The sequence below is a fragment of the Caproicibacter fermentans genome (genome assembly GCF_009746625.1).
GTDB classification, from domain to species: Bacteria; Bacillota; Clostridia; order Oscillospirales; family Acutalibacteraceae; genus Caproicibacter; species Caproicibacter fermentans.
In genome coordinates this window covers 162,884-187,135 of sequence record NZ_VWXL01000014.1, presented here as the reverse complement: position 1 = coordinate 187,135, position 24,252 = coordinate 162,884, and the positions used below count along the sequence as shown (strand labels likewise).

The following is a 24,252-nucleotide window of genomic DNA, read 5'->3' as shown; positions in this document are numbered from 1 at the left end:
CCCTTTTAAACTACAGAAAGAGGAGCATGGCCATGGAGGAACAAATTCTGATTACAATGCGGGACATTACAAAAACGTTTCCAGGCGTCGTGGCCCTCGACCATGCGCAGCTGACTTTGCGGAAGGGCGAGATTCATGCGCTGATGGGAGAAAACGGTGCGGGAAAGTCAACGATCATCAAATGCCTGACCGGCGTTTACGAGCGCGATGCGGGAGAAATCCACATGGCGGGCATCGAGGGCAACATTTTCAACCATTCCACACAGGAGGCACAAAAAATCGGAATCGCCACTGTGTACCAAGAGGTTAACCTGTGTCCAAACCTCAGCGTTGCGGAAAATCTGTTCATCGGCCGGGAACCCCGCACAAAGCTGGGAATGGTCGATTGGAAGGTCATGAACCGGAAGGCGCGGAAAATTATGGACGACTTAAAAATCCGCCTGGACGTGACCAATATCCTGGAAAATTATTCCCTTGCAATTCAACAGATGGTTGCCATCGCGCGCGCGGTGGATATGGACTGCAAGGTTCTGATTTTAGATGAGCCCACCTCTTCTCTGGACGACACGGAGGTTGCAAAACTGTTTCATCTGATGCGCGGTCTGAAGAAAAAGGGTGTCGGCATTCTTTTTGTGACGCACTTTCTGGAGCAGGTGTACGAGGTCTGCGACCGGATCACCGTCATGAGAAACGGGAAATTCGTGAACGAGTATGACGTTGCGGAGCTGCCGCGCATGCAGCTTGTCGCAGCCATGCTGGGCAAGGATTTCGACGATCTGGCAACCATCAAGCCGGAGGGAGCCTCGGCTGCCGGAGGAGAACTGGTGGTGGAAGCGCGGAATCTGAGCCACAAAGGAACCATCAAGCCTTTTGACTTCGAAATCCGCAAGGGCGAGGTCGTCGGCGTCACGGGGCTTCTTGGCAGCGGGCGCAGCGAAATGGTCCGCTGCATCTACGGAGTGGACCGGGCGCAGACCGGGACGGAAAAGATGCACGGAAAGGACCTGAAAATCAACGCGCCGATTGATTCCATCAAGGCCGGCATGGGCTTTTTGCCGGACGACCGAAAAGCGGACGGCTGCTTCGCGGAACTGTCCGTGAGAGAAAATATCATTTTGGCTCTGCAGGCCAGGCAGGGTTTGTTCCATACGCTGCCCATGGCAAAGCAAAACGAGCTGGCGGACCAATTTATCGATCTGCTGCAGATCAAGACGCCCTCCCGGGAAACGCCGCTCAGCCAGCTCTCCGGCGGAAACCAGCAAAAGGTGATTCTGGCGCGCTGGCTGTGCACTCATCCGGACTTTCTGATTCTGGATGAACCGACGCGCGGAATCGATATCGGCACCAAGACGGAATTCCAGAGGCTTGTGCTGAAATTTGCTTCCGAAGGCATGAGCATCGTCTTCATTTCCTCTGAAATCGACGAGATGCTGCGAACCTGTTCCCGCATGTGCGTCATGCGGGACGGGGCCAAAGTGGGAGAAATCGATGGTGAGATGACGCAGGAAAGCGTCATGGCCGCCATCGCCGGAGGTGAACAGCAATGAGCGTTTTGAGAAACAGTCTGCAGAGGGCGACGAGGCAAAAACTGTTTCTGCCCATTTTCTGCATGGTTCTGGTCCTGCTCATTAACCTGATGAAAAGCGCAAGCTTCTTTTCCATCGCCATCAACAACGGGGTGCTGTACGGGCGCCTGATCGACATTCTGAACCGGGGAAGCGAAATCGCCATTCTGGCTGTCGGCCAAACGCTGGTTGTGGCCGTTTCCGCGGGCACCGATATCTCGGTCGGCTCCGTCATGAGTCTTTCCGCCTGCGGATGCTGCACGCTTCTGGCCGGCTACGGCGTGAACAGCACCAGCACCCTGGTAATGCCGATGGCCCTCGGAATGCTGGGCGGAGTTCTGTTGGGCGGTCTGTGCGGCGCGTTCAACGGCGTCCTGGTCGCCAACCTGAAAATCCAGCCCATGGTGGCTACTCTGATCCTTTTCACAGCGGCCCGGGCGATTGGTCTGCTGCTGTGCGACAACCAGATCACTTACATCCGATACGACCCTTACAAGTATCTCGGCAACTTTATCCCGGGCATTCCGATTCCGACGGCGATTTTCGTCACCATCGCCGTGATCTCGGTGGCGGCGCTTTTTCTGAGAAAGACCTCGCTCGGCCTGTACATTCAATCCGTCGGCGTCAACAGCCGGGCGGCACATATTTCCGGCATTAACTCCGGCTGGATCTGCTTTCTCTGCTACCTGATCTGCGGCCTGTGCTCGGGAATCGCCGGTATCGTGGCATCTTCCCGCATCTATTCGGCGGATTCCAACAACATCGGCCTGAATTTTGAACTGGACGCGATTCTCGCCGTGGCGCTGGGAGGAAACAGCCTGGCCGGAGGCAAGTTTACCCTGGCCGGTTCCATCATCGGCGCCTACACGATCCAGGCAATCACCACGACGCTGTTGGCCATGGGCGTTTCCACCGACCAGGCCCCCGTCGTGAAGGCTATCATCGTTGTGATTATCGTTGTTGTGCAGGCTCCCGTTTTCAGAGACTGGATCGGAAACCGCTCCGCGCGAAAGCTGACAATCGCCAAAGTCGCCGCCGAGTCGGGATCCGGAGAGGGGGTTGCGTAACATGAGCGGGAAAGATCAACTCGACCGGGCGAAACGCGGCATAGACAGCAACACGCTGCTGCTCTTTATTACGATTGCGCTGTTTGTCGTGATGTATGCCGTCGGCTGCATTGTCTACTCCGGAAAAGGCTTTGCCCATGTGCAGACCTTTCTGAATCTGTTTATCACAAACGCCGGCCTGATCTGCGTGGCCTGCGGCATGACCTGCGTGATGCTGACCGGCGGGATCGATATTTCGGTCGGCTCCCTGATCGCGATGGACTGCATGATTCTTGCCTACGGGATGGGGGTAAAAGGATATCCCAGCATTCCGCTGCTCGTTTTCGTACTGACGGTCGGCATTGTGTTCGGCTTCGTTCAGGGCTTTCTGGTCGGCTATCTGCAGATCCAGCCATTCATTGTTACGATGGCCGGTCTTTTCTTCGCCCGAGGGATGACGGCGGTGATTTGTACGGACCAGATAAGCATCACGGAAAAGGCCAACCCCACTTTTTATGCGTGGGCAAACGCAAAGATTTACCTGCCGGCTTTCCTGGGCTATACCAACAACAGAGGGAAGGTCCAGATCCCGTTCATCCGCCCCACGGTCATAATTGCCCTTGTGACGGTGGTTGTTATCTTTCTTTTGTTAAAGTACACGAAATTCGGCCGCGCGCTGTATGCGGTGGGGGGAAATGAAACATCGGCGGCCATGATGGGCCTGAACGTGAAACGCACCAAGCTGATGGCTTATGTCCTGTCCTCCTTCCTGTGTTCCATCGGCGGCATCTGCTACTGCCTGAACACCATGTCCGGCTCGGTGCAGCAAGCGAAGGGCTTTGAAATGGATGCCATCGCGTCCGCCGTCATCGGCGGTACGCTGCTGACCGGCGGAGTCGGCAATGTGATCGGTTCGCTGTTCGGCGTCCAGATCACAGGTACCATTCACACGCTTGTAACCACGAACGGCAAGCTGCTGTCCAGCTGGGCTAATATCGCCACGGCCGCTCTGCTGTGCTTCTTCATCGTCCTGCAAAGCGTGTTCGCCTATGTGAAAAATCGCAGCAAATAGCGAAAGGGGCCTTTCGATGAAACAAAATGAAATCAAAATGGCAATCATTGCCGGAAACACTTCGCTCGGCATCGAGCTGGGTTCGACCAAAATCAAAGCGGCACTTCTGACGGAGGATTTTATCCCGGCCGCTTCCGGCAGCCACGATTGGGAAAGTTCCTATGAAAACGGAGTCTGGACTTATTCTCTGGAAGATGTATGGGACGGGCTGCGGCACTGTTACCGGAATCTGGCCTGCGACGTGCTGGACCGGTACGGAGTGGAGCTGACAACGGTCGGCTGCATTGGGTTTTCCGGTATGATGCACGGTTATCTTCCCTTTGACCGGAACGGCCTGCTCCTGACGCCGTTTCGCACCTGGCAGAATACTGCGACCGGCCCGGCGGCGAAAGAGCTGTCGGAGCTGTTTCAATTCAATGTCCCTCAGCGATGGAGCGTCGCCCATCTGTATCAAGCTGTCCTGAACGAAGAGCCCCATGTGAAAAATCTTGCATTTCTAACAACGCTGGCGGGCTATGTCCACTGGCAGATGACCGGACGGAAAGTTCTGGGGATCGGCGACGCCTCCGGAATGTTTCCGATTGACAGCGGTACCTGTGATTATGACGCCGGCATGCTGACGAAGTTCCAGGAAAAGGTCTCCTCCCGATATTCCTGGAAGCTAAAGGACCTCCTTCCCCGGGTTCTCCTTGCCGGCGAGGACGCGGGGACATTGACGGAAGAGGGAGCGAAAAAGCTGGATCCGTCCGGCAGGCTGCGGGCGGGCATTCCCGTCTGTCCTCCGGAGGGAGACGCGGGTACCGGCATGGCGGCCACAAATTCGGTAACCGCGCGCACGGGAAACGTTTCCGCCGGAACCTCCATCTTTTCCATGGTGGTTTTGGAGCGCCCCCTTACGGACCATTATCCGGAAATCGACTTGGTCGCGACTCCCGCCGGAGTGCCGGTTGCCATGGTCCATTGCAACAACTGTACCGGCGACATGAACCTGTGGGCGGAGCTGCTGGGAGAGTTTGCGGAAATGATGGGGATTCCTGCGGGCCTGGACGAGATCTATCCCGCGTTTTACCGCAAAGCCCTGGAGGGCGATCCTGACTGCGGCGGTCTGCTGCTCTACAATTACCTGGCGGGAGAGCCGGTTGCCGGAGTCGCCGAGGGGCGGCCCATGCTGATCCGTTCTCCCAAAAGCCGCTTTTCGCTTGCAAATTTCTGCCGCGCAAATATTTACGCGGCGCTGGCGGCGCTCAAACTGGGAATGGACCTTCTGGCAAAGGAAAACGTTCAAATAGATCGTCTTACCGGACACGGCGGGCTGTTCCGCCACGCCGGTGCCGGCGCCCGATTCCTCGCGGCCGCGGTGAACGCTCCTGTTTCAACCATGGAGACCGCGGCGGCGGGCGGTCCGTACGGAATGGCTTTGCTTGCAGCCTATTCCATTCGGCGCAAGAAAGGAGAATCCCTGGAGGAGTTCCTTTCCACCCGGGTTTACGCCGGGATAAAAACAGTTACCACTTGGCCGGATCCTGCGGACGCAAAGGGCTTTGAACAGTTCCTGAAAAACTTCAAAGCCGGCCTTGCCGCTGAGAAAGCGGCGGCAGAGTGCATGAAATAAGAGAATCGAGGATGAACATGCTGAAAGATTATGAATTCTGGTTTGTGGTAGGCTCGCAGTCCCTGTATGGCCCGGAGGTACTTGAAACGGTGGCGCAGCGCGCCCGGGAAATGGCGGAAAAGCTCAGCGAATCCAAAGAAATTCCCTGCAGAATCGTTTACAAGGCTACGGTGGAAACAGAGGCGGAGGGCACACGGATCATGCTGGACGCCAATTACGACGAGCGGTGTGCCGGCGTCATCACCTGGTGCCATACGTTTTCTCCCTCCAAGATGTGGATTCACGGCCTGCAGCTTCTGCAAAAGCCCTGGTGCCATTTCGCGACTCAATACAACCGGCATATTCCGGATAAAGAAATCGACATGGATTACATGAACCTGAACCAGTCGGCCCACGGCGACCGGGAGCACGGCTTTATCGGGGCCAGAATGCGCCTTTCCAGAAAAGTCGTTGTCGGTTACTGGGAAGACGCCTCCGTTCGAAAGGAGCTGGGGAGCTGGATGCGCGGCGCGGTTGGCGCGGCTTTTTCCAGAAAGCTGCGGCTGATCCGCTTCGGCGACAACATGCGCGATGTGGCGGTCACGGAGGGCGACAAGGTCGAGGCCGAAATCAAGCTGGGGTGGCAGGTGGATTACTGGCCCGTGGGGCATCTGGCCGAGGTGATGAACGAGGTCTCCGAACAGGCAGTCGACTCCAAGATGGAAGAATACCGGTCCCGCTACCTCTTTGCGACCGACGACTTGGACTCCGTCCGCTGCCAGGCCAGGGAGGAAATCGCGATCAGAAGGATTCTGAAACGGGAGGGTGCGCTGGGCTTTGTCGATACCTTTCAGGACCTTTACGGCATGGAGCAGCTTCCCGGACTCGCTTCGCAGAACATTATGGCGGACGGAATGGGCTTCGGCGCGGAAGGAGACTGGAAAATTTCCGGCATGACCGCGATTGTAAAGGCGATGGGAGAAGGGCTTGAGGGCGGTTCCACGTTCATGGAGGACTATAATTACGACCTGGAACCGGGCGGAGAGCTTTCTTTGGGAGCCCACATGCTGGAGGTTTGTCCTTCCGTGGCGGCTGAAAAGCCCCGCATTGAGATTCACCCGCTGAGCATCGGCGACCGTAAGCCGCCGGCCCGTCTGGTGTTTGAAGGCGCGGCCGGAACCGGCGCCGTCATTTCTCTGATTGACATGGGCGGCCGGTTAAGACTGATTGTGCAGGACATCGAATGCATTCGGCCGACGATGAAAATGGAGAACCTGCCGGTGGCACGCGTCATGTGGAAATCCGCTCCCGACCTTTTGACCGGCCTGAAATGCTGGATTCTGGCCGGCGGCGCACACCACAGTGTTCTGACAACACAGATCAATGCCGGAATCATGGAGGACTGGGCTGAAATTATGGGGATTGAGTTTGTACATATTTCCAGTGAAAGCACCGCCGAAGGATTAAAACAGCAGCTGTTCCTGAATGATCTTGCTTGGAAGTTGAAATGAGAGGAAAAAAATGCTGGAGAAACTGAAAGAAATCGTGTGTGAGGCAAATCGGCAGCTGCCGAAATACGGATTGGTGACGTTTACCTGGGGCAATGTGTCCGGCATCGACCGGGAAAAGGGCCTGATGGTCATCAAGCCCTCCGGCGTGGAATACGATGAAATGAAGCCGGAAAACATGGCAGTTGTGGATTTGCTGGGCAACCGGGTGGAAGGAATTTACAAACCGTCCAGCGATATGGCTACTCATCTGGCGCTGTATCAAGCATGGCCGGAACTTGGTGGAATCGTTCATACGCATTCCCGCTGGGCGACCAGCTTTGCTCAGGCAGGGCGCGGGATTCCGGCGCTGGGGACCACACAGGCAGACTATTTTCACGGCGAAATCCCCTGCACCCGCCCTATGCGCCCGAAGGAGATCGGCAGTCCGGACGACGCTGCCGCGGAAAGCCCTTATGAAAGGGAAACAGGCAATGTCATCGTAGAGACGTTTCGCCGGCTGGGAACCCTCCCCGAGGAGGTTCCAGGCGTGCTTGTTTACAGTCATGGTCCCTTTGCGTGGGGGACGGATCCTTGGAGCGCCGTACACAACGCGGTAGTCATGGAGGAGGCGGCGTTCATGGATTTCCATTCCCTTATGCTGGAGCCACAGCTGCCCCCTATGCAGCGGGAGCTTCTGGATAAGCATTTTCTGCGCAAGCACGGTGCCCACGCCTATTACGGACAAAAATGAAAGCAAACGGATTCAGCCGGCAGACAGAACCCCGTGAGCTGTCCGGGGGAACCAGCTCTGCCGACATTTCAAACAAGGCGATGGCTCATAAAGGACCTGAAAGCGCGGGTGCCGCCCACCCGGCACAACCGATGTTCCTCCCGGCCGGGCTGCCGGAACCGCGACGCGATGGAATAAAAGTCCGCCCCTACTTTAATTTAGAAAGCTTCCCTTGCAGCTTCGACAGCTCGTCCAGAAAAGCGCTTCTGCGGGGATAAGTCTGAGCCAGCGAGGCAATCAAATGCGCTGCCGTTTCTTTTCCCCCGCTCTGATATAGTCCTCTGATTTGACTGCACACCCTTTTGTACTGGGGACGCGAGTTTGCCATTTCAGCGGATTTGCGGATTGCCCTATCATAAATGGGAAAAACCTCCGTGGGAAACAACGGCGCCAACAGGGAACCGTATTGAAACACGCTTTCCGGATATTTCCTGACGGTATCCATGAGCAGCCGATGCTCCCCCGTATGCTCCAAAAGCTGTTGATATTGCCAGAATGAGAGCTTTGTTTCGCAGTCGTTCATCAGATTCGGATATTCTTTTTCCCAAGTTCCATCAGCATTCAGCAGTTCTTTCAGTCGGTCAAAATAGTCCAGACTGCCTGTGAAAAGAAGAGCCTTTGCGGTATCAGCCTGCTTTCCAGATTCATGAAGAAATCCGTATATCCCATACAAATATTCCAGCCAGTCCGTCCGATTAAACCGCTCCTTTGACGACAGCTTTTCCAGACACAGCCGTTCCGCTTCCAGGTAATTCTTTTTCTCGATGGCCCGTTCCAACGCCATTTTGCGAAACCTGTCCCATTTTAGATTCGCATACAGATATTCTTCCGCCGCACCCGCACCGTTTAATTTTTCGATTGATTCCATCCGGAGCAGAGCGTTTTCTTCCAGTGCATAGTCGCTGTAATTTCTGCTTTCCTCCTTTTCCTTCATTGCATTGAGAACGGCATACCATTTCATGGAGTTTTTCTCTTTTAAAAAGCATACCGCGGTATGCAGCAAAGAATAGGCGTCATCGTCCCAGCCGTCGAAGCGTTTTTCCTGTGATACTTTCATCAGACGGTCCAGACACTGCTCTTTCTCTTTATCCGTCCCAACATTGGAGATCTCTTTGCAACAGGTTTGAAGCAATTCCTGCGACCGACAGAGAACATCCGTCAGGCTTCCGGAACTGCTGTCCGCGATGGAAGCAAGCCGGACTCCGGTTCTTATGATCTCCAGTATGATGCGGAACGCAAGCGTGAGCTTTTTCTCTTCCAGTCGATCCTGTGCCGTATTCAGGATTCGGTCCAGTTCCGCACAAATTTCGTCGCAGCCGCGCCAGTCGATAAAACCTCCGTGAGTGCCGAAGCGCACCGCTTCTTTCATCTGCTCTTTGATCTTGGAAAATACCTGATCGTCATTCAGGCACCCGGAAGTCAGTAAAACTTCATTTTCGAAGTCACGGTCCCTTTCTGCCTGGGCAACCACAAGCTTCCGGAGCTGCTCCAGCGACAGGGCTTCCACGCACTGTGAAAAGTCTACCGGGCGGATTTCCCCTGTCTTCTTGTAATTCCCGTCCCGGATTGCCAAAAACACGGCAACGAGATGCTTGCAGATATCTCCGAATTCATACGGACAACTGCATCCATACGACAGCACCTCTCCGCTCTTTGGGTCAATGGAGACCCGCACCTTGTAAGGCGTCAACTCACTGCCTTCCACTGAGGCAGTGAAATTTCCGTTGGAATCGCCGGAAAGATCCTGCACCATCCCGGATTCATAATACGCGCGGCCTCGCTCTAAAATCTTATCCTCCACGGCTTCCAAAAGAGTCTCAACGTCATTCAAAGATGTCACTTCCTTTGCGGCCGAAGCTTCCGCGAACTTCTCGGCTGCGGAGTTGTCCGGTCATAAAAATCGTGTCGGCGCCCGTTCCCTCCGCTCATTCCCGCGTGCTTTTGCAGAGGACGTATCGGATCGCCCCATAGCTGATTGTTTCGGGCAGCGCCTCTTTGATCGGTTTCAATCTGTCACGTCCGCAGCGCTTTACGGCTTCCGCGATCAGCCGTTCTTCCTCCTCGGTTACAAAAAGGCCTGCGTCGACCGGCATCCCGTTCCGAAGGCAGCCCAGCAAATGATTTTCCACCGTGTTCGGAGCAAGTCCGCGCTTCTTTGCGATCTCGTCAATTCCAAGACCGCTTTGATAAAGCCGGTAGCTTTCCTTCTTTGTGTCGCCGACGGCTTCCGGCGCTTTTCGATCCTTTTTCCCGGGTATGCCCACGGAAATATCCTGTGGGATTGGAATCTTGTTTTCTTCGGCATAATTTCTGATTGCCTCCGTAAAAAGGTCCCCGAATTTTTCCAGTTTCACTCTGCCCACACCGGGAATGCGGAGCAGGCTTTCCCGATCGATGGGATAAGCCGCGCACATTTCGCGCAAGGTTGCGTCCGAGAAAATGACAAAGGGAGGAACGCCTTCCTCCTGTGCCAGCCGGGAACGGATCCGGCGAAGAATTTCAAAAAGCTTCTCGTCCGCATGAACCGCGCCGCTTTGGTTCGCTCCCTGCTTCCGGATCGCTCGTTTGATGGAAACAGTTTTCCCGCCGCGCAGCACATCCCGGGCGCAGGGAGTTAATTTCAGTACCGGGTACTGATCCCCGCGAAGCTCAAGATACCGGTCCGCGACCAGAAACGAAATGATTTCCCTGATGGTTTCCGCGGAATATTCCTTCATGATGCCGAAGGTGCTGAGCCGGTCAAAGGCCATCTCCCTTATTTTGCGCGTATTGCCGCCTCGCAGCACGCCGGCGACCATTCCGGTCCCGAACCGCTCGCCCATGCGGGCAATGCACGACATGATTTTCTGCGATTCCACCGTGATGTCCGTACTCTCCACCCGGCTGTTGCAATTTCCGCAGTTTTCGCACCGCTCTTTTGCATTCTGCTCTCCAAAATACTTCAGTATGTAAGAACGCAGGCATTTGTCCGTGTTGCAGTAATCGACCATATCGTTCAGCTTTTGAAAATTAACCGCCTTATCGCTGTCATTCGCGCCGTTTTCAATCAGGAATTTATTCGTCACGATATCCGACGCGGAATAATAAAGAATGCATTCGGCTTTTCCTCCGTCGCGCCCCACCCTGCCCGCTTCCTGATAATAGCTTTCAATGCTTTGCGGCATATTGTAGTGAACGACAAAGGAAATGTTCGACTTGTCGATTCCCATGCCGAACGCATTGGTCGCAACCATCACATTGACGCGGTCGTAAATGAAATCGTCCTGATTTTTGGCCCGTTCCGCTTCCGGAATTCCTGCGTGATACCTTGCGGCCGGATGCCCGCTGCCGTTAAGCCTCTGGCACAGGGAATCCACCGTTTTCCTTGTGGAGGCGTAGACAATTCCGGACTTGCCTTGGTTTTTTTCCAGATATTCGAGAAGGGCATCGGTTTTATTCCGGGGCTTTTCCACTTCAAAATAAAGATTCTCCCTGTTGAACCCGGTGGTCAGCGCAAACGGCCGCCGCAGCTTTAAAAGCCGGGTGATGTCTTCCCGGACGTGCGGGGTAGCCGTCGCGGTAAAGGCCGCGACAACCGGGCGGGACGGCAATAAAGCCGTCATTTCCGCTATTTTCGTGTAGCTCGGCCTGAAATCATGTCCCCACTGCGAGACGCAGTGCGCTTCGTCGACGGCGACCATGGAAACGTCCAGCTTCCCGATCAGCGCGCGAAAAGCATCGGTCTCCAGTCTTTCAGGAGCGACATAGACGATTTTGTATTTTCCGTTTTCAGCGTTTTCAAGCACCGCGTCCTGCCGGTCGGGCGAAAGCGAGCTGTTAACATAGGCCGCGTGAATCCCAGCCTGAGATAAAGCGTCGACCTGATCTTTCATGAGAGAAATCAGCGGCGATATTACGATCGTAACGCCTTGGAAAAGGAGCGACGGAATCTGGTAGCACACCGACTTTCCTGCCCCTGTCGGCATGACAGCCAGCACGTCCTCTCCGTTTAGTATGTGATCAATCACTTCCCGCTGCCCGGGCCTGAACGCATCATAGCCGAAATAGCGCTTCAGCAGCGACTGAGGAGTATCCATTTTTAAAATCGCCCTCTTCAAAAACCAAAATGATATGCGCTAACGCCGCACGTACCGCTTTGTTTTATTGTAATCCGAATTTGGGACATGATCAAGTGCGGAAAAACAGTCTGGCAAAAGTGACATGGCTGGAAATTTTAGCTCTTTCAAGTACCGACGACCCCCATGTTGTGCAGAATAAAAAATCAGTCGGGATTTCGCCGATGTCAACGCTCTTGCAGGACAAGCCCTTATTCGGTACAATACGGGATCGAGAATCCTGACTCATTTTGTGCAATCATGATTTGCATTTACGGATAGAACCCGCATCTTTCTTGTGAATCCGTGTCTCAGTTCCAGAGCACGGCGCTTTAACTGATTTAGAAGCAGCCGGTCTGCTAAATGCTTTGTGTTCCTACTGCCTGGTTTTATCAAAGGATCCTGTCTGCCTGCCGCTGAATATAAGCCGCTGTAATCTTGTTTATTAATAGTTGGGAACGCTGTTAGGAATAAAATCGTTTAGCTGTCATTTTATCAAATCATTATCATACAGACGATAAAAAAAGAAACCCCCACGAATCTAGCATTCATGGGGGTTTCTTTGATTTTGGCGGAGAAAGAGGGATTTGAACCCTCGCGCCGGTTACCCGACCTACTCCCTTAGCAGGGGAGCCCCTTCACCACTTGGGTATTTCTCCTTTTATGGTGAAAAAAATTATCATTAAATTTGGCGGAGAGGAAGAGATTCGAACTCTTGGTCCCTTGCGGGATCACTAGTTTTCAAGACTAGCTCCATAAACCACTCGGACACCTCTCCATGTAAGGAATTCATGCCCGCAGGTGCGAAAATAATAATACCATATCAATATGTACTCTGTCAAGAGCGAAATCTTGTTTTCAAATTGAAAGCCGCGTCTCCCGGAAACGGATTCCCGGACGCGGCTTTTTTACCCTTTGATTCCCTCGATTATTTTTTTACTGAACCGGTCATAGAGTCCGCATAACTGCATGGCCGGTATGGTAAGGGCACACCACAGAAGCGAAAACGGCAGACAGATCTGGCCCATAAAATTCATTGGGAGCTGTGAATAATCCCAGACATTCATTTTTAACACAAGATTGACCAACACCCCTGTCGCAAATTCCACCGTTGTTATGATCGCGGACCCAGCCGCACATCTTATCGCCAACGGCCTGAATTTCAGGCGGTAATTACATACCCTGTCAATCAGGCACAGACAGATGCCTCCCGCAACAGCCATGGAAAAATCGCTGTGGCCTCTGCAGATGATTTCAAGAGAAGGATACACGACCCCACCGGTCAAAAATAAAGAAAGTTTCTTTTTCATATCCACGCCTCCTGCAAAAATTGTTTACAGCAAGGTGTTTTTTATTCCAAAATAGTTTCAGAATTTATTTTCCAGATCAAGACAGAAATTTTTACAAAATATTATGTCAGATTTTGTTATGAACCTGAAATATTTTGATGAAATGTGCTGCGAAATAAGGTATAATTAGAAATAACACAGAAGCGAGAGGAAGATGCAAATGATACGCAAAAATAAAGCTCTCATTTCCGTGACAGTTTTGGGGATGCTTCTTTTAGGCTTAGGTGTTTTCATAATCGTCAGTTTGAATCAGTTGATGATCCCGGATCAAAAAAACTCCTTTCGCAATGCTTTTGAGCAGACGGATAAAGTCCTTTTTATGAGCACGATTCTTTTTCTGATCCTGCTCGCGGCATTTCTTATCGCTTTTTTCTGCTTTTTTAAATTGAAGCGGTTTCGCTATGAGGCAAAAATCCGAAGCGATGAGCAAAAAAAATATTTTACCGCCTTTGACGCGCTGACTGGCTTGCCGAATCGAAAGGGGATCATCGAGCAATTTGACGGCTGGGTGAAAAAATGTGTCAGGGACTCAAAAAGCGGCGGGGCTCTGTTTCTTGATTTGGACAACCTGAAAACCGTTAACAATACCTTCGGCCACGATGCGGGAGATCAGCTGATTGCCGAATCGGCGGCGCGGCTGAAAAAATTTATCGGCTGCGAAGATATTGCCGGACGCACGGGCAGCGATGAATTCGCCGTTCTGATTCACGGGGCAAATACGGAGGATGAGCTTGAGTTTCTTGTTCGGAAACTTATTCGAATATTCCGGGAACCCTATCTGATCAACGGGATCGTGATTCAGCTTTCCTGCAGCATGGGCGCGCTTCTGGTCCGCTGCCGGGAAACGGAACGCAGCATTCAGTTTGAAGATATCCTTGGACGCGGAGAATTTGTTCTGAATGAAGCGAAACAGACGCACAGGGGCAGCTACGTTCTATTTAACGAAGACCACGGCAATCAGATCGACCGTCAGTTTCGTTTGGAGCGCGCACTGAAGCTTTCCATCGAAAGCGATGAGCTGCTGTGCTATTTTCAGCCTCAGTACGACTGTAACAGCGAAAGGATCGTCGGATTCGAAACTCTGGCACGGTGGAAAAATGCCGAGTTCGGAATGATCCCGCCCAGCCAGTTCATTCCGATGGCTGAAAAGTCGGGCTTCATCAAAGAGCTCGGCCGCCATGTGATGGAGTGCACGTTTGCTTTTGCCAAAAGCATGGAGGGCCGCGGGCTAACCGTGTCTTTCAACGCCTCTCCCATGGAGCTTTTAGAGGTAAATTACATCGATTACCTGATCAGCAGGTACCGTTTTTACGGCCTGTCCCCCAACAGCATCGCGATTGAAATCACGGAGTCAAGCCTGATGGAATCTTTGGAGAAAATCACGAGCAAGCTGCAGATTCTAAAAAAACAGGGAATTCAAATTTATCTGGACGATTTCGGAACGGGCTTTTCCTCTCTCACCTACCTGAAAACCCTGCCGATCGACGCGATAAAAATCGATAAAAGCTTTATTGACGAAATTGTTACGAAAGATGTGGAAAAAGATATTGTTCTCATGATTGTCGGACTTGCGCGCCGGCTGAACATGGAGGTTATTGCCGAAGGTGTGGAAACCGAGGAGCAGCTGAACTGTGTGACGCGGGCCGGATGTCATCTGATTCAGGGATACTTCATCAGCCGGCCCATCTGTCAGAGCGAGGTTCTGCCTCTTCTCGGCCAGCCGAAAAAACAAACCGGAGGCGTCTTTGCCTCCGAAACGGATTAGAATAAACCGCGCCCGGCCGGGGGAATCCCCAGTCCGGGCTGCTTTTTCAATGACTGTTTTTTCACCCTTAACCAAAACAAGCTTTTTTATCCGTGCCCTGTGATATAATAAACTGGATAATGATGTTAGGAGGATGATTCCAGTGTTATTTGGAACAGAGATCTTAAAATATCGGGACGAGATTCTGAAAGACCTTGCCGACTTGATTGCGGTGCCCTCCGTTCGCGGAGAAGCGCTGCCGGGCAAACCGTTCGGCGAAGAACCGGCAAGGGCGCTTGCCATGGTTCTCTACAAAGCGCAGAAAATGGGCCTAGCCGTAAAAAATGTGGACAACTACGCGGGTCACGCGGAGTACGGCTCCGGAAACGAAGCCGCCGCGGTGGCCGCCCATGTCGACGTTGTTCCCGCCGGAGAGGGATGGGACAGCGACCCGTTCACCCTGACCAGAAAAGGAAACCTGTACTTCGGGCGGGGCACCGCCGACGACAAAGGCGCGGCCGTGGTCGCTCTTTACTGCCTGAAGGCGCTGAAGGACGCCGGAGTCAAAGGGAACCGCCGTCTTCGCGTCATATTCGGTTCCGGGGAAGAGACCGGCATGGAGGACCTGCACTATTATTTTCAGAAGGAAGAAATGCCCGTCATGGGTTTTACGCCGGATTCGGACTACGGAATCTGCAACCGTGAAAAGGGCATTCTCCGGTTGAATCTTCTTTCCAAAGAGAAGCAGCCGTCGGTCATCAAAGAATTGGAAGCCGGCGTCGTTTACAATGCCGTTCCCGATCATGCCCGGACCGTCCTTTCCTGCTCCGGTCAGTCTGCGGACGCTCTGAAAGAAGCCGCGAAAACAGCGCAGGGGGAATTTACATTCAAATCCGTTCCCGACGGACTTCAAATTGTGTCGAAGGGAAAAGCCGCGCACGCCATGCAGCCGCAGTCTGGTTTTAACGCCGCGGCGGCTCTGATCCGTCTGCTCTCGTCCGTGTTTTCACCCGAGGAGCTCGGCGCTTTCTGCTCCTTCCTCGATCAGAGTATCGGGTTTTGTTACGACGGCTCCGGCATCGGCGTGCAGCAAAGCGACGAGCAGTCCGGTCCGCTCACGCTGAATCTGGGGATCCTTCGGCTGGAGAACGGACAGGCAAAAGCCGGAATCGACATCCGCTATCCCGTCACATCCGACGGCGGCCCGATTTTCAGTGAAATCAGCCGCCGTGCGGAAGAAGCAGGCCTTTCCGCCGAACTGCTGGAAGACGGCAAGCCGCTGTACCTGCCGGGGGACAGCAAGCTGATTTCCATCCTTCAGGATTCGTACGCCTGCGTCACGGGAAAACCGGCGGAGCTTTACGCTACGGGCGGCGGCACCTACGCGCGCGCCATGAAAGGCAACGCGGTCGCGTTCGGCCCGTTCTTCCCGGATGAGCCGGACCGCCGGCTGCATAACACCAACGAGAGCATCGACATCGACCGGTTTATGATTCACGCCCAGATCTGTCTGGAAGCGATGTACCGGATGCTGACGGCCTGACGGAGGAAATGATGCCGAAATATACTCATATCACCTTTGAGCAAATTTTAAAAAACGATGAAATCAAGGCCTATATTGAAACCGGAAACAGAAACCTTGGGGAAATCGGATTTACGGAGCATGGGTTTCCCCACGCGAAGAGGTCCGCAAATTATGCCGGGAACATTCTGGAGCAGCTCGGCTTTGACGGCCGCACCTGCGAGCTGGCGCGCATCGCCGGATACATGCACGACATCGGGAACGTGGTAAACCGGTACAACCACGCCCACAGCGGCGCGCTGATGGCCTTTAACATCCTGAACCGGATGAATATGCCGCCGGAAGAAGTCGCCCTGATTTCGGCCGCGATCGGCAACCACGACGAGGGAACGGCCGCGGCGGTCAGCCCGATCGCGGCGGCGCTGATCCTGTCCGACAAGGGGGATGTCCGCCGGACCCGTGTGCGCGACCGCGAGACCGTCACGGCGGATATCCACGACCGCGTCAATTACGCCGTCGAACACGCCGCGACGGAAATCGACGCCGAGCGAAAGACCGTGACTCTGAACATTACCATCGATACCAGCATCTGCCCCGTCATGGAGTATTTTGAAATTTTCATGACCCGCATGGTGCTTTGCCGCCAGGCGGCGCAGTATCTGGGGCTGCAGTTTGAATTGATCATCAACGAAACGCGGCTGCTGTAAACTTTCTTTTACTCCAAAACCACCGCCTGGCAGAAAAGCTGCCGGTAACGCGCTTCAAACAGGGAAAAATCGTAGCGCACCGTGCCCCGGGGATCAAGCGGGTCGCTGAACACCGCGTCGTTCCCCGAATGCCCGATCAGGACAAGACAGTGTTCGCGCGCGGGCCAGCGAAAGTACTCCTTCGTCCCCTCCAGATACCATCCGTCGCCCTCATACGGCTCTTTCATGGAAATGGTCGCCCAGACGATGACGGGGATTCCCCTATCGATGTAATCGAACAGGTCTCCGGCCTTTGTCCCGCTCAGATTCACCGCCCGGCGGCTGAGCCCTTCGGAGGAAAAATAGCGGTTCGCCGCCTGTGTGACGACCGGAGCGAAACATCCGTATCCGTTTTCAGCCGGACTGCCCGCGAATTTTTTCCATGGGTCCGGTCCGACCACGACGCCGCCCGAACGGCGGGGCAGGCCGCCGATCTGAAAATAATCCGCAAGCTCCGTCTTGGTGATTTCGCAGCCGATGTAATTCAGGACGATTGTCGTCGAAGTGATCTCACACCCGGACGGCTGTTCCGGCATCTGCTGAATGTTTTCCACCGGCAGAATCATCTCCTCTTCCCATTCGGCACTCGTTTCCACGGCGTCCGCGGTGACATGCAGTGCGTTTTGACCGCACCCGGCTGCCGGAACCAGCGCAACGGCCGGAATCAGCAGACAGGCGGAAAAAAGCCCGATGCGGCGTCTGCTCATTTTGATCCCCCCTCACCCGATCAATCAGACCGCCCTGTTCAACCATATTGAGCAGCCGCGCGGTTCATGATTTATTTTCGGGCTGACCGGCCAAATCTTTAACAAAAAACCTTCCGCTGAAACCGGCGGAAGGTTTTTTGTTGTCCCTGTTTATTGGGCGGGATCGGCGCCCGGCATTGTAACGACCAGCTCGTTTTCATTCTCCAGCTGGCCGAACGGCACCAGACTGTCGGGAAGCGTTTCACCGTTCAACACGATCCGAACCGGCCCCCCCTGCGCGCCGTTCGGATTTTTCACCGTGATATGCAGCCGTTTTCCTCGATAAAATTTATCAATGGTGAATTCTTTCCAGTCCGACGGAACGGCCGGCTGGATTTGAATGCCTTCCGCCGTGGGACGAAGCCCCAGAATTCCGCGGACGCAGGCGACCATGACGGTGGAAGCCGTGCCGGTCAGCCAATGCACATGCGCCCTGCCCTCGTGAGGGCTTTGGGGCCCCTCGACAAACTGGCCGTGAACATACGGCTCCAGGCGGCGGATTTCCGCCCGGTCGTTTTGTTCGGCGGGGCTGCATTCCCGATAGTACTCATATGCCCGGTTTCCGTGACCCATCAGGGACTCGGCAAGAATCAGCCAGCCCTGGGCCTGCGAAAACACCGAGCCGTTTTCCTTGACGGAGGGCAGAAACAGCCGCATCCGCGCACCGTCAAACGCGTGCTCGCGGTATGGCGGGTCCATGATCACGGCCCCATATTCCGTGTTCAGCCTTTGATGCACCGTTTCAAGAGCAGCCCGCGCCCGTTCTTCGTCCGCACAGCCGCTGATGACCGACCAGGACTGCGGGTTCAGCCACAGGTTGGCCTCGGGGTCATCCCGGGAACCGACCTTCTCCCCGCTTTCTCGGATCCCGCGCAGATAGCGGTCCCCCTGCCAGCACACATCGTTCAGGGTCTTCCGCAGCTTTCGGGACTGTTCCTCAAGCTCCGACACGGTATCGCCGTCTTTCCTGATTCGCGCAAAATCAAGAAGAATCCGCATCGCCTGGTAAAGCTGAAACGCGACAAACACAGACTCTCCCTGTTCGCCCATCCGCAGGCAGTCGTTCCAATCCGCGTACAGGCCGACCGGCAAACCGTGCGCCCCGCCGTGCTCCAGACTGAACCGCACCGCCCGCCGAAGGTGCTCGTAAACATCCGCTTCGCCGTGGTCCGCAAACGGAATCACTTCGTCAAGAAACCGGATGTTTCCGCTCTCGCCGATATACTGGGCAACCGTGGGAAACAGCCATAAAGCGTCGTCTGCGCGGTACGGGTCGTAATCATAGCCCGGTTCGCCCGGAAGCTTCACATGGCCGGGCTCATGATGAAACCCAATGAGAGGCAGACCCGCCCCGCAGGACGTCTGCCCTGAAAACATGAGACGGATACGCTCGAACGCCATCTCCGGCACCAGATGGAGAATTCCCTGAATGTCCTGGACGGTATCGCGGAAGCCAAGGCCGTTGCGAAGACCGCAGTAAGTAAAAGACGCGGCCCGCGACCAGATAAAGGTGATAAAACACTGATAGGCGTTCCAGGTGTTGACCATATGATTGAAATTCTCATCCGGAGTATGTACCGAAAAGCGGCAAAGCTTTTCCTCCCAAAAATCCTTCAGCTCTTCCCACTGTGTCTCGATGCAACGGGGATCCTCATACTCCGAGAGAATCTTATCGGCTTCGGCATCCGGGTGAGCCCCCAGAACAAAGCAGAGCTGCCTTTCCTCCCCGGGTTCCAAATCCAGATCGGCCTGCAGCACGCCGGCGGAATTTCCTCCGTAATTCGGAACGTTTCCGCAGTCGCCGCGCTCCACCGCGATCGGATTGGCATAGCTTCTGTAAGGCCCGACAAACTCTTCCCGGTCGCCGCACCAGGAGGAAACCGGCGCGCCCGCGAGGCCGAAAAAGCGTTCCTCCCCATTTGACCCGTCCGCATTTCTGCGGCAGCATTCGTTGTGCAGCTGGAGAATGCGGTTCCGGTGAAAGCATGTGCGGGTAATAAACTGCGTGTACTGCAAATTGACGGCGTCCTGCTCATAATTGCCGTCGTTTGTGAATTCCGCGCAGCCGAACACGGAAACAGCTCTCTTCCGGCCGCCTTCATTCCGGATTTTCAGCCGCCATACCTCGTAAGTTTTGCCGAGCGGAACCAGATAAAGCGTTTCGGTCGAAATACCGGAGTAAGACGACGAAATCACGGTATAGGAAAGTCCGTGGCGGCACTCACTCCGGTATAAATCCAGAGGCTTGCCGACGGGCTGCCAGGAACCGGACCAGTAGTCCCCGCTCTCACGGTCGCGGACATAAATGTACCGCCCCGCCTGATCGGCCGGGACGGAGTTGAAACGGTACCGCAGCAGCCTGCCGTTCGCGCCTGAGCGAACAAAGCTGTAGCCGCCGGCCTGATTGGAAATGATCGCTCCGTATTCAGGCGATCCAAGATAGTTGGCCCACGGCTCCGGCGTATCCGGTTTGGTGATGACATACTCCCTGCAGGTATCGTCGAAGTAACCATATTTCACGGGAAGTCCCCCCTTTTCAATTCGACGGCCGCCTTGCTTTTACAGCCGCCTCATCCATTATAAGGGAAGATCTTCCTTCCTACAATATGCCGAATACGAAAATTTACGAAACCTGACGGTTCAGCGGACGTGTTTTCCGTTTCAGCCATTCGAGCGTTTCTCCGGTCAGCAAAGGCGACAGAAGTTGACAGACGCGGCTGTGGTACTCGTCAAGCCACAATATTTCATCCTTGGTCAGCAGCTCCGGCAGAATGGGGGCCGTGTCGATCGGGAAACAGGTCAGAATTTCAAACCGCAGAAAGCGGCCGTACTCGTTTTGCATTGCGTCGGTGACCAGCATCAGGTTTTCCGTCCGGATCCCATGCTTTCCCTCTTCGTAAATGCCCGGCTCATTGGTAATATTCATGCCGCTTTTCAGAACGACGTCGTTCTTCGGCCGGATGCTCTGCGGTCCCTCGTGAACCCCGCCGAACATTCCGACTCCGTGCCCGGTGCCGCAGCGGTAGTCAATGCCGTGTTTTTGAATCTGGCCGCGGCAGACCATGTCGACGCCCCCGCCCGTCGTCCCTTCCAGGAATACGGCCGAAGCCAGAGCGATGTGGGCTTTCAGCACCCAGGTGTAGTGCCTCTTTTCTTCCTCTGTCACAGGTCCCAGGGCGAACGTGCGGGTAATATCGGTCGTCCCCTCCGGGTACTGCCCGCCGCTGTCGATCAGCAGCAATCCTCTTTTTTGCAGCGTTTTACAGGTTTCCGGCTTCGGTGAATAGTGCATCATGGCGGCGTTCTCTTCGTAAGCCGCGATGGTTGCAAAGCTTTCCCCTTTGTTATGCGTCTGGCGAGCTCTCGCTTCCCGCAGGAGGTCGCAAACCGTGCATTCGGTGACCGTCTCGCCCTGCTCCAGCCTTTTTTCCAGGTCGGCGCAGAACTCCGCCATGGCGCAGCCGTCGCGGACATGCGCGATTCTGAAATTCTCAATTTCCGTCCGGTTTTTTACCGCTTTCAAGCGTATGACAAGGTCGGAGCCCTTCTGAATCCGGCAGCTTGGATTTTCCTTCAGGATATGGAACAGTTCATAATTGATGCAGTCCGGATCGACCCGCACGGTTTTCTGTCCGCCGATCTTCTTTAAGTACGGCTCGATTTCGTCATAAGGCCGAACGGTTACCCCGTTCTGTTCCAAATATGCCGCAACCCCCGGCTGAAAGCGGGACGAGTCGATGAAAAGGACCGCGCTGTCCTGAAAGACGGCGGCGTACGACACCGCCATCGGATTATATTCGATATCGGACGCACGGAGATTGCAGAGCCACGCGACGCACTCCAGCTTTGAATAAATCTGGCCGTCCGCACCTTCCTGTTTCAACCCCGCGCGGACCTGCTCCAGCTTCTGCGCGCAGGAAAGGCCCGCGTACTTCTCTCCGTGCAGGTAAACTTCCGTTGCCGGAGGGAGCGGTCGGTTCTTCCAAAGCGGAGTAATCAGGTCCGCGGAACGGACCTGAATCCCCTTTGCGGCAAACTTCTCTTCCATGGATTCCACGTCCGAAGCAGGGAGCATCCGCCCGTCAAAGCCGACCGTGTCGCCCTTTTGAAGAATTCCCAAAAGAAATTCCGGATAGGTCTGCACGCCGCCGACGCCCATGCGGAACAATTCGATTCCGCTGCCGGTAAGCTGGCGCTCCGCCTGAATAAAATATCTGCCGTCCGTCCAAAGCCCGCAGCGTCCGCGCAGAACCGCCAGCGTTCCAGCAGAACCCGTGAAACCCGAAAAATATTTGCGCGCCTGCCAGAAATCCGGCACATATTCCCCCATATGCGGATCAGAGGATGGAATAATATATGCCGAAAGACCGTTTTGAGTCATCTGCTCCCGCAGCGCCGCTATTCTGTCCTGAATTTTCTGCATGTCACAATCGCTTCCCATTTATCAATAATAAAAAAAGTATAGGCTCCGCGGCGCGGTCTGTCAAGAATCCGTTTCCTGCCGCACTTGTTATTTAGTCTGTGGAATGATATAATGAGCCATATGATTCCATGAACGGGAGGGTCTGGATTGAGAATACAGGAATCGGGAGAAAATTACCTTGAAACCATTCTGATTTTAAAAAATCGAAACGGATTTGTCCGTTCCATCGACGTTGCCAACGAACTGGGCTTTACCAAAGCCAGTGTCAGCCGTGCCATGAGCATTTTAAAAGAAGCCGGTCTTCTTGTCATGGAGCAGAACGGAAACCTTGTATTGACCGATTCCGGCGCGAAAAGGGCTGCCGCGGTCTATGAGCGGCATACTCTGATCGCCAAATTTCTGGAGCTGACGCTGGGCGTCGACCATGAGACGGCGGTTCAGGATTCCTGTCGGATTGAACACATCATCAGTGAAAAAAGCTTTCAGCTGATTAAAAAACATGTGGAAGATCACCCGGAAACCGTATGAACCGCCACAGACAGGAGGATTCCCCATGAGCTATCGCTCTTTGCGCTGCCCGCACTGCGGCAGGGAGCTGCAGGTTCCGGAAGACGCCGAAAAAATCGTCTGCATGTTCTGCGCGCAGCCGATCGAGCTGAACTTAGCGCCCGGCCCGTCCGTCCGTCTGGGCGAGGCGGTCCGGCTGCTTCCGCCTGAGACCTTTTCCACCGTCATCCGCTTTGACGGGCTGAACGCGAAAAACTATCCCGGCAAGTTTGAGTCTTATCGGGATGCGCTTGGTCCCGCCCTTCAGGCTTATCTGAAGGAAGAAGCGGCCTACGGCGAAGAAGCCGCCGAGTTTTTTTCCGACGCCCTGATCGACGGCTTCGAACAAAAAGGGAAAACCATCCGGCAAACCGCCGCAAACGCGTTCGATCTTCGCATCTCTATCACTTCGCTCACGATTCCCGCCATACTTGATTTAAACACGCCCGCCGCGGACCGGCTGGCGGATCTTTTCCTGAAAAAGTGGAACTCCGCCCATAAAAAGCCGCTCGGCAAAGCCACCTTCTCCACCATTCAGAGCGGATTCCGCAGCAAGCTCTGTTTTATCACGACGGCTGTCTGCACCGAACTCGGCAAAGGCGACGACTGCGAAGAATTGCAGATTTTGCGCCGTTTTCGAGACGAATACCTGTTAAAATCCCCCGGGGGAACGGCAAAGATCAGCGAATATTACCTGCTCGCTCCCTTCATCGTCGGCGCGGTGGAAGCCTCCGGCAGATCGAAGCCGGAGTGGAACCGGGTTTACCGGAAGCATCTCCTGCCCTGCCTCTCCGCGCTGAAAAAGGACCGGCCCCGGCAATGCGAACAGCTTTATGAAAATATGATGTCCGAGCTTGAGACAAAATGGCTTAAATGAACCTCCGCCGGCTAAGCCGGCGGAGGTTCATTTTTAATGTTCATTTTGCTGTGTCAAGTGGTTTCTTCCCAGTCGACAACTTCCTTAACAGCCGGATGCCGCGCTTCATCCATGAGTTTCAGCATCTCAAGCGCACTGCGGAAATTCTTCGTTTTTTCTTTTTCGACCCAGGTAATGCTGCCCTGCCAGGATGCGTTCTGCCGGAATTTAATGTGCACCAGAAAAGTAGCCCTGTCCTGCTGTAATGCCGTATCGATCTCCGATTCCATGAAGTTCTCCACCTTTCTGACAAACGTTTTCGAGTACTTGGATTCAAAACTCCGGCTTTTAAACGACGCCTGCGGAAACTGCATACTGTCGCACAGACGATCCATCGCAAGGAGGAGTTCGGTTTCGCTGTTAAAGTTATAGACCTTTCGGTAAAAGCCGCTGTAAAGGCGTCCGGTCAGTTTGCTGTCCTGAGCACTGTCCAGAGAAACTAAAATCTGCGCAGGTGAAAGTTTTTCTTTTCTGTTTGTCATTAACATTTCTTTCACTTTCCATATTTTCCGTTTTTTTCATTATATCTGATTTTGGTTCGCTCATGGGCGCTGATTTTCGCTTAAAATCTCTTCCTGGATGAAATCCGGAAAGAAGAGCCAGATTTTCCTA

Annotated in this window: 18 protein-coding genes and 2 tRNA genes; 11 read left to right on the top strand and 9 right to left on the bottom strand. The window is 54.3% G+C overall.

Annotated features, from left to right (window positions below):
* The first annotated feature begins 32 nt into the window (after positions 1–32).
* Genes CAFE_RS02790 through CAFE_RS02765 form a run of 6 tightly spaced genes read left to right on the top strand, consistent with a single transcriptional unit; the run spans position 33 to position 7,515 of the window.
* Positions 33–1,547, top strand: coding sequence for a sugar ABC transporter ATP-binding protein (locus tag CAFE_RS02790; protein WP_066649592.1), 1,515 nt, complete (start codon positions 33–35; stop codon positions 1,545–1,547).
* Complete coding sequence (locus CAFE_RS02785; RefSeq protein WP_066649595.1) at positions 1,544–2,632, top strand: ABC transporter permease; 1,089 nt, start codon at positions 1,544–1,546, stop codon at positions 2,630–2,632. The genes CAFE_RS02790 and CAFE_RS02785 overlap by 4 nt, the downstream gene beginning before the upstream one ends.
* Position 2,633: 1 nt before the next feature.
* A complete protein-coding gene (locus tag CAFE_RS02780; RefSeq protein ID WP_156989720.1) occupies positions 2,634–3,683 on the top strand; it encodes an ABC transporter permease subunit in 1,050 nt (349 codons plus the stop codon).
* A gap of 16 nt (positions 3,684–3,699) precedes the next feature.
* Positions 3,700–5,295 (top strand): xylulokinase, encoded by a 1,596-nt coding sequence (locus CAFE_RS02775; RefSeq protein ID WP_066649599.1) that lies wholly within the window; start codon positions 3,700–3,702, stop codon positions 5,293–5,295.
* 17 nt (positions 5,296–5,312) lie between these two features.
* Positions 5,313–6,785, top strand: coding sequence for an L-arabinose isomerase (gene araA, locus CAFE_RS02770; RefSeq protein WP_413814417.1), 1,473 nt, complete (start codon positions 5,313–5,315; stop codon positions 6,783–6,785).
* Positions 6,786–6,795: 10 nt separating this feature from the next.
* Positions 6,796–7,515: an L-ribulose-5-phosphate 4-epimerase gene (locus CAFE_RS02765; protein ID WP_156989718.1), complete on the top strand. Its 720-nt coding sequence runs from the start codon at positions 6,796–6,798 to the stop codon at positions 7,513–7,515.
* A 187-nt stretch (positions 7,516–7,702) separates the two neighbouring features.
* Here the strand turns inward: CAFE_RS02765 and CAFE_RS02760 are convergent, their stop codons facing one another.
* The 5 genes from CAFE_RS02760 to CAFE_RS02740 form a co-directional block, all read right to left on the bottom strand.
* Positions 7,703–9,385 (bottom strand): SWIM zinc finger family protein, encoded by a 1,683-nt coding sequence (locus tag CAFE_RS02760; protein ID WP_156989717.1) that lies wholly within the window; start codon positions 9,383–9,385, stop codon positions 7,703–7,705.
* A gap of 94 nt (positions 9,386–9,479) precedes the next feature.
* On the bottom strand, positions 9,480–11,630 hold the full coding sequence (gene recQ, locus CAFE_RS02755; RefSeq protein WP_156989716.1) for a DNA helicase RecQ: 2,151 nt from the start codon (positions 11,628–11,630) through the stop codon (positions 9,480–9,482).
* Positions 11,631–12,217: 587 nt separating this feature from the next.
* Positions 12,218–12,307, bottom strand: a tRNA-Ser gene (locus tag CAFE_RS02750).
* A 30-nt stretch (positions 12,308–12,337) separates the two neighbouring features.
* A tRNA-Ser gene (locus tag CAFE_RS02745) sits at positions 12,338–12,426 on the bottom strand.
* A 130-nt stretch (positions 12,427–12,556) separates the two neighbouring features.
* Positions 12,557–12,958 carry a putative ABC transporter permease gene (locus CAFE_RS02740; RefSeq protein ID WP_156989715.1) on the bottom strand — a complete coding sequence of 134 codons (402 nt, stop codon included), beginning with the start codon at positions 12,956–12,958 and terminating at the stop codon, positions 12,557–12,559.
* Positions 12,959–13,157: 199 nt separating this feature from the next.
* Between CAFE_RS02740 and CAFE_RS02735 the strand changes: the two genes are divergently transcribed.
* The 3 genes from CAFE_RS02735 (at position 13,158) to CAFE_RS02725 (ending at position 16,970) form a co-directional block, all read left to right on the top strand.
* Positions 13,158–14,762, top strand: coding sequence for a putative bifunctional diguanylate cyclase/phosphodiesterase (locus tag CAFE_RS02735; RefSeq protein WP_066649620.1), 1,605 nt, complete (start codon positions 13,158–13,160; stop codon positions 14,760–14,762).
* A gap of 142 nt (positions 14,763–14,904) precedes the next feature.
* Positions 14,905–16,284, top strand: coding sequence for a Sapep family Mn(2+)-dependent dipeptidase (locus CAFE_RS02730; protein ID WP_166525049.1), 1,380 nt, complete (start codon positions 14,905–14,907; stop codon positions 16,282–16,284).
* Between the two features lie 8 nt (positions 16,285–16,292).
* Positions 16,293–16,970 carry an HD domain-containing protein gene (locus CAFE_RS02725; RefSeq protein ID WP_407926846.1) on the top strand — a complete coding sequence of 226 codons (678 nt, stop codon included), beginning with the start codon at positions 16,293–16,295 and terminating at the stop codon, positions 16,968–16,970.
* An 8-nt stretch (positions 16,971–16,978) separates the two neighbouring features.
* Here CAFE_RS02725 and CAFE_RS02720 read toward each other — a convergent pair whose 3' ends face one another.
* The 3 genes from CAFE_RS02720 to CAFE_RS02710 form a co-directional block, all read right to left on the bottom strand.
* Positions 16,979–17,716: a C39 family peptidase gene (locus CAFE_RS02720; protein WP_066649624.1), complete on the bottom strand. Its 738-nt coding sequence runs from the start codon at positions 17,714–17,716 to the stop codon at positions 16,979–16,981.
* 150 nt (positions 17,717–17,866) lie between these two features.
* Positions 17,867–20,275 carry a GH36-type glycosyl hydrolase domain-containing protein gene (locus CAFE_RS02715; RefSeq protein ID WP_187037558.1) on the bottom strand — a complete coding sequence of 803 codons (2,409 nt, stop codon included), beginning with the start codon at positions 20,273–20,275 and terminating at the stop codon, positions 17,867–17,869.
* Between the two features lie 103 nt (positions 20,276–20,378).
* Entirely contained in the window at positions 20,379–22,178 is a 1,800-nt protein-coding gene (locus CAFE_RS02710) for an aminopeptidase P family protein (protein WP_066649628.1), read from the bottom strand.
* 147 nt (positions 22,179–22,325) lie between these two features.
* On the opposite strand from CAFE_RS02710, the gene CAFE_RS02705 reads away from it, so the two are divergent.
* Entirely contained in the window at positions 22,326–22,706 is a 381-nt protein-coding gene (locus CAFE_RS02705; RefSeq protein WP_066649631.1) for a metal-dependent transcriptional regulator, read from the top strand.
* Positions 22,707–22,731: 25 nt separating this feature from the next.
* The gene (locus CAFE_RS02700; protein ID WP_066649633.1) at positions 22,732–23,601 is read left to right on the top strand and encodes a CFI-box-CTERM domain-containing protein; all 870 of its coding nucleotides are present in this window, start codon (positions 22,732–22,734) and stop codon (positions 23,599–23,601) included.
* Positions 23,602–23,654: 53 nt separating this feature from the next.
* On the opposite strand, the gene CAFE_RS02695 is transcribed toward CAFE_RS02700, so the two are convergent.
* On the bottom strand, positions 23,655–24,122 hold the full coding sequence (locus CAFE_RS02695) for a hypothetical protein (protein ID WP_156989714.1): 468 nt from the start codon (positions 24,120–24,122) through the stop codon (positions 23,655–23,657).
* Positions 24,123–24,252: the final 130 nt, after the last annotated feature.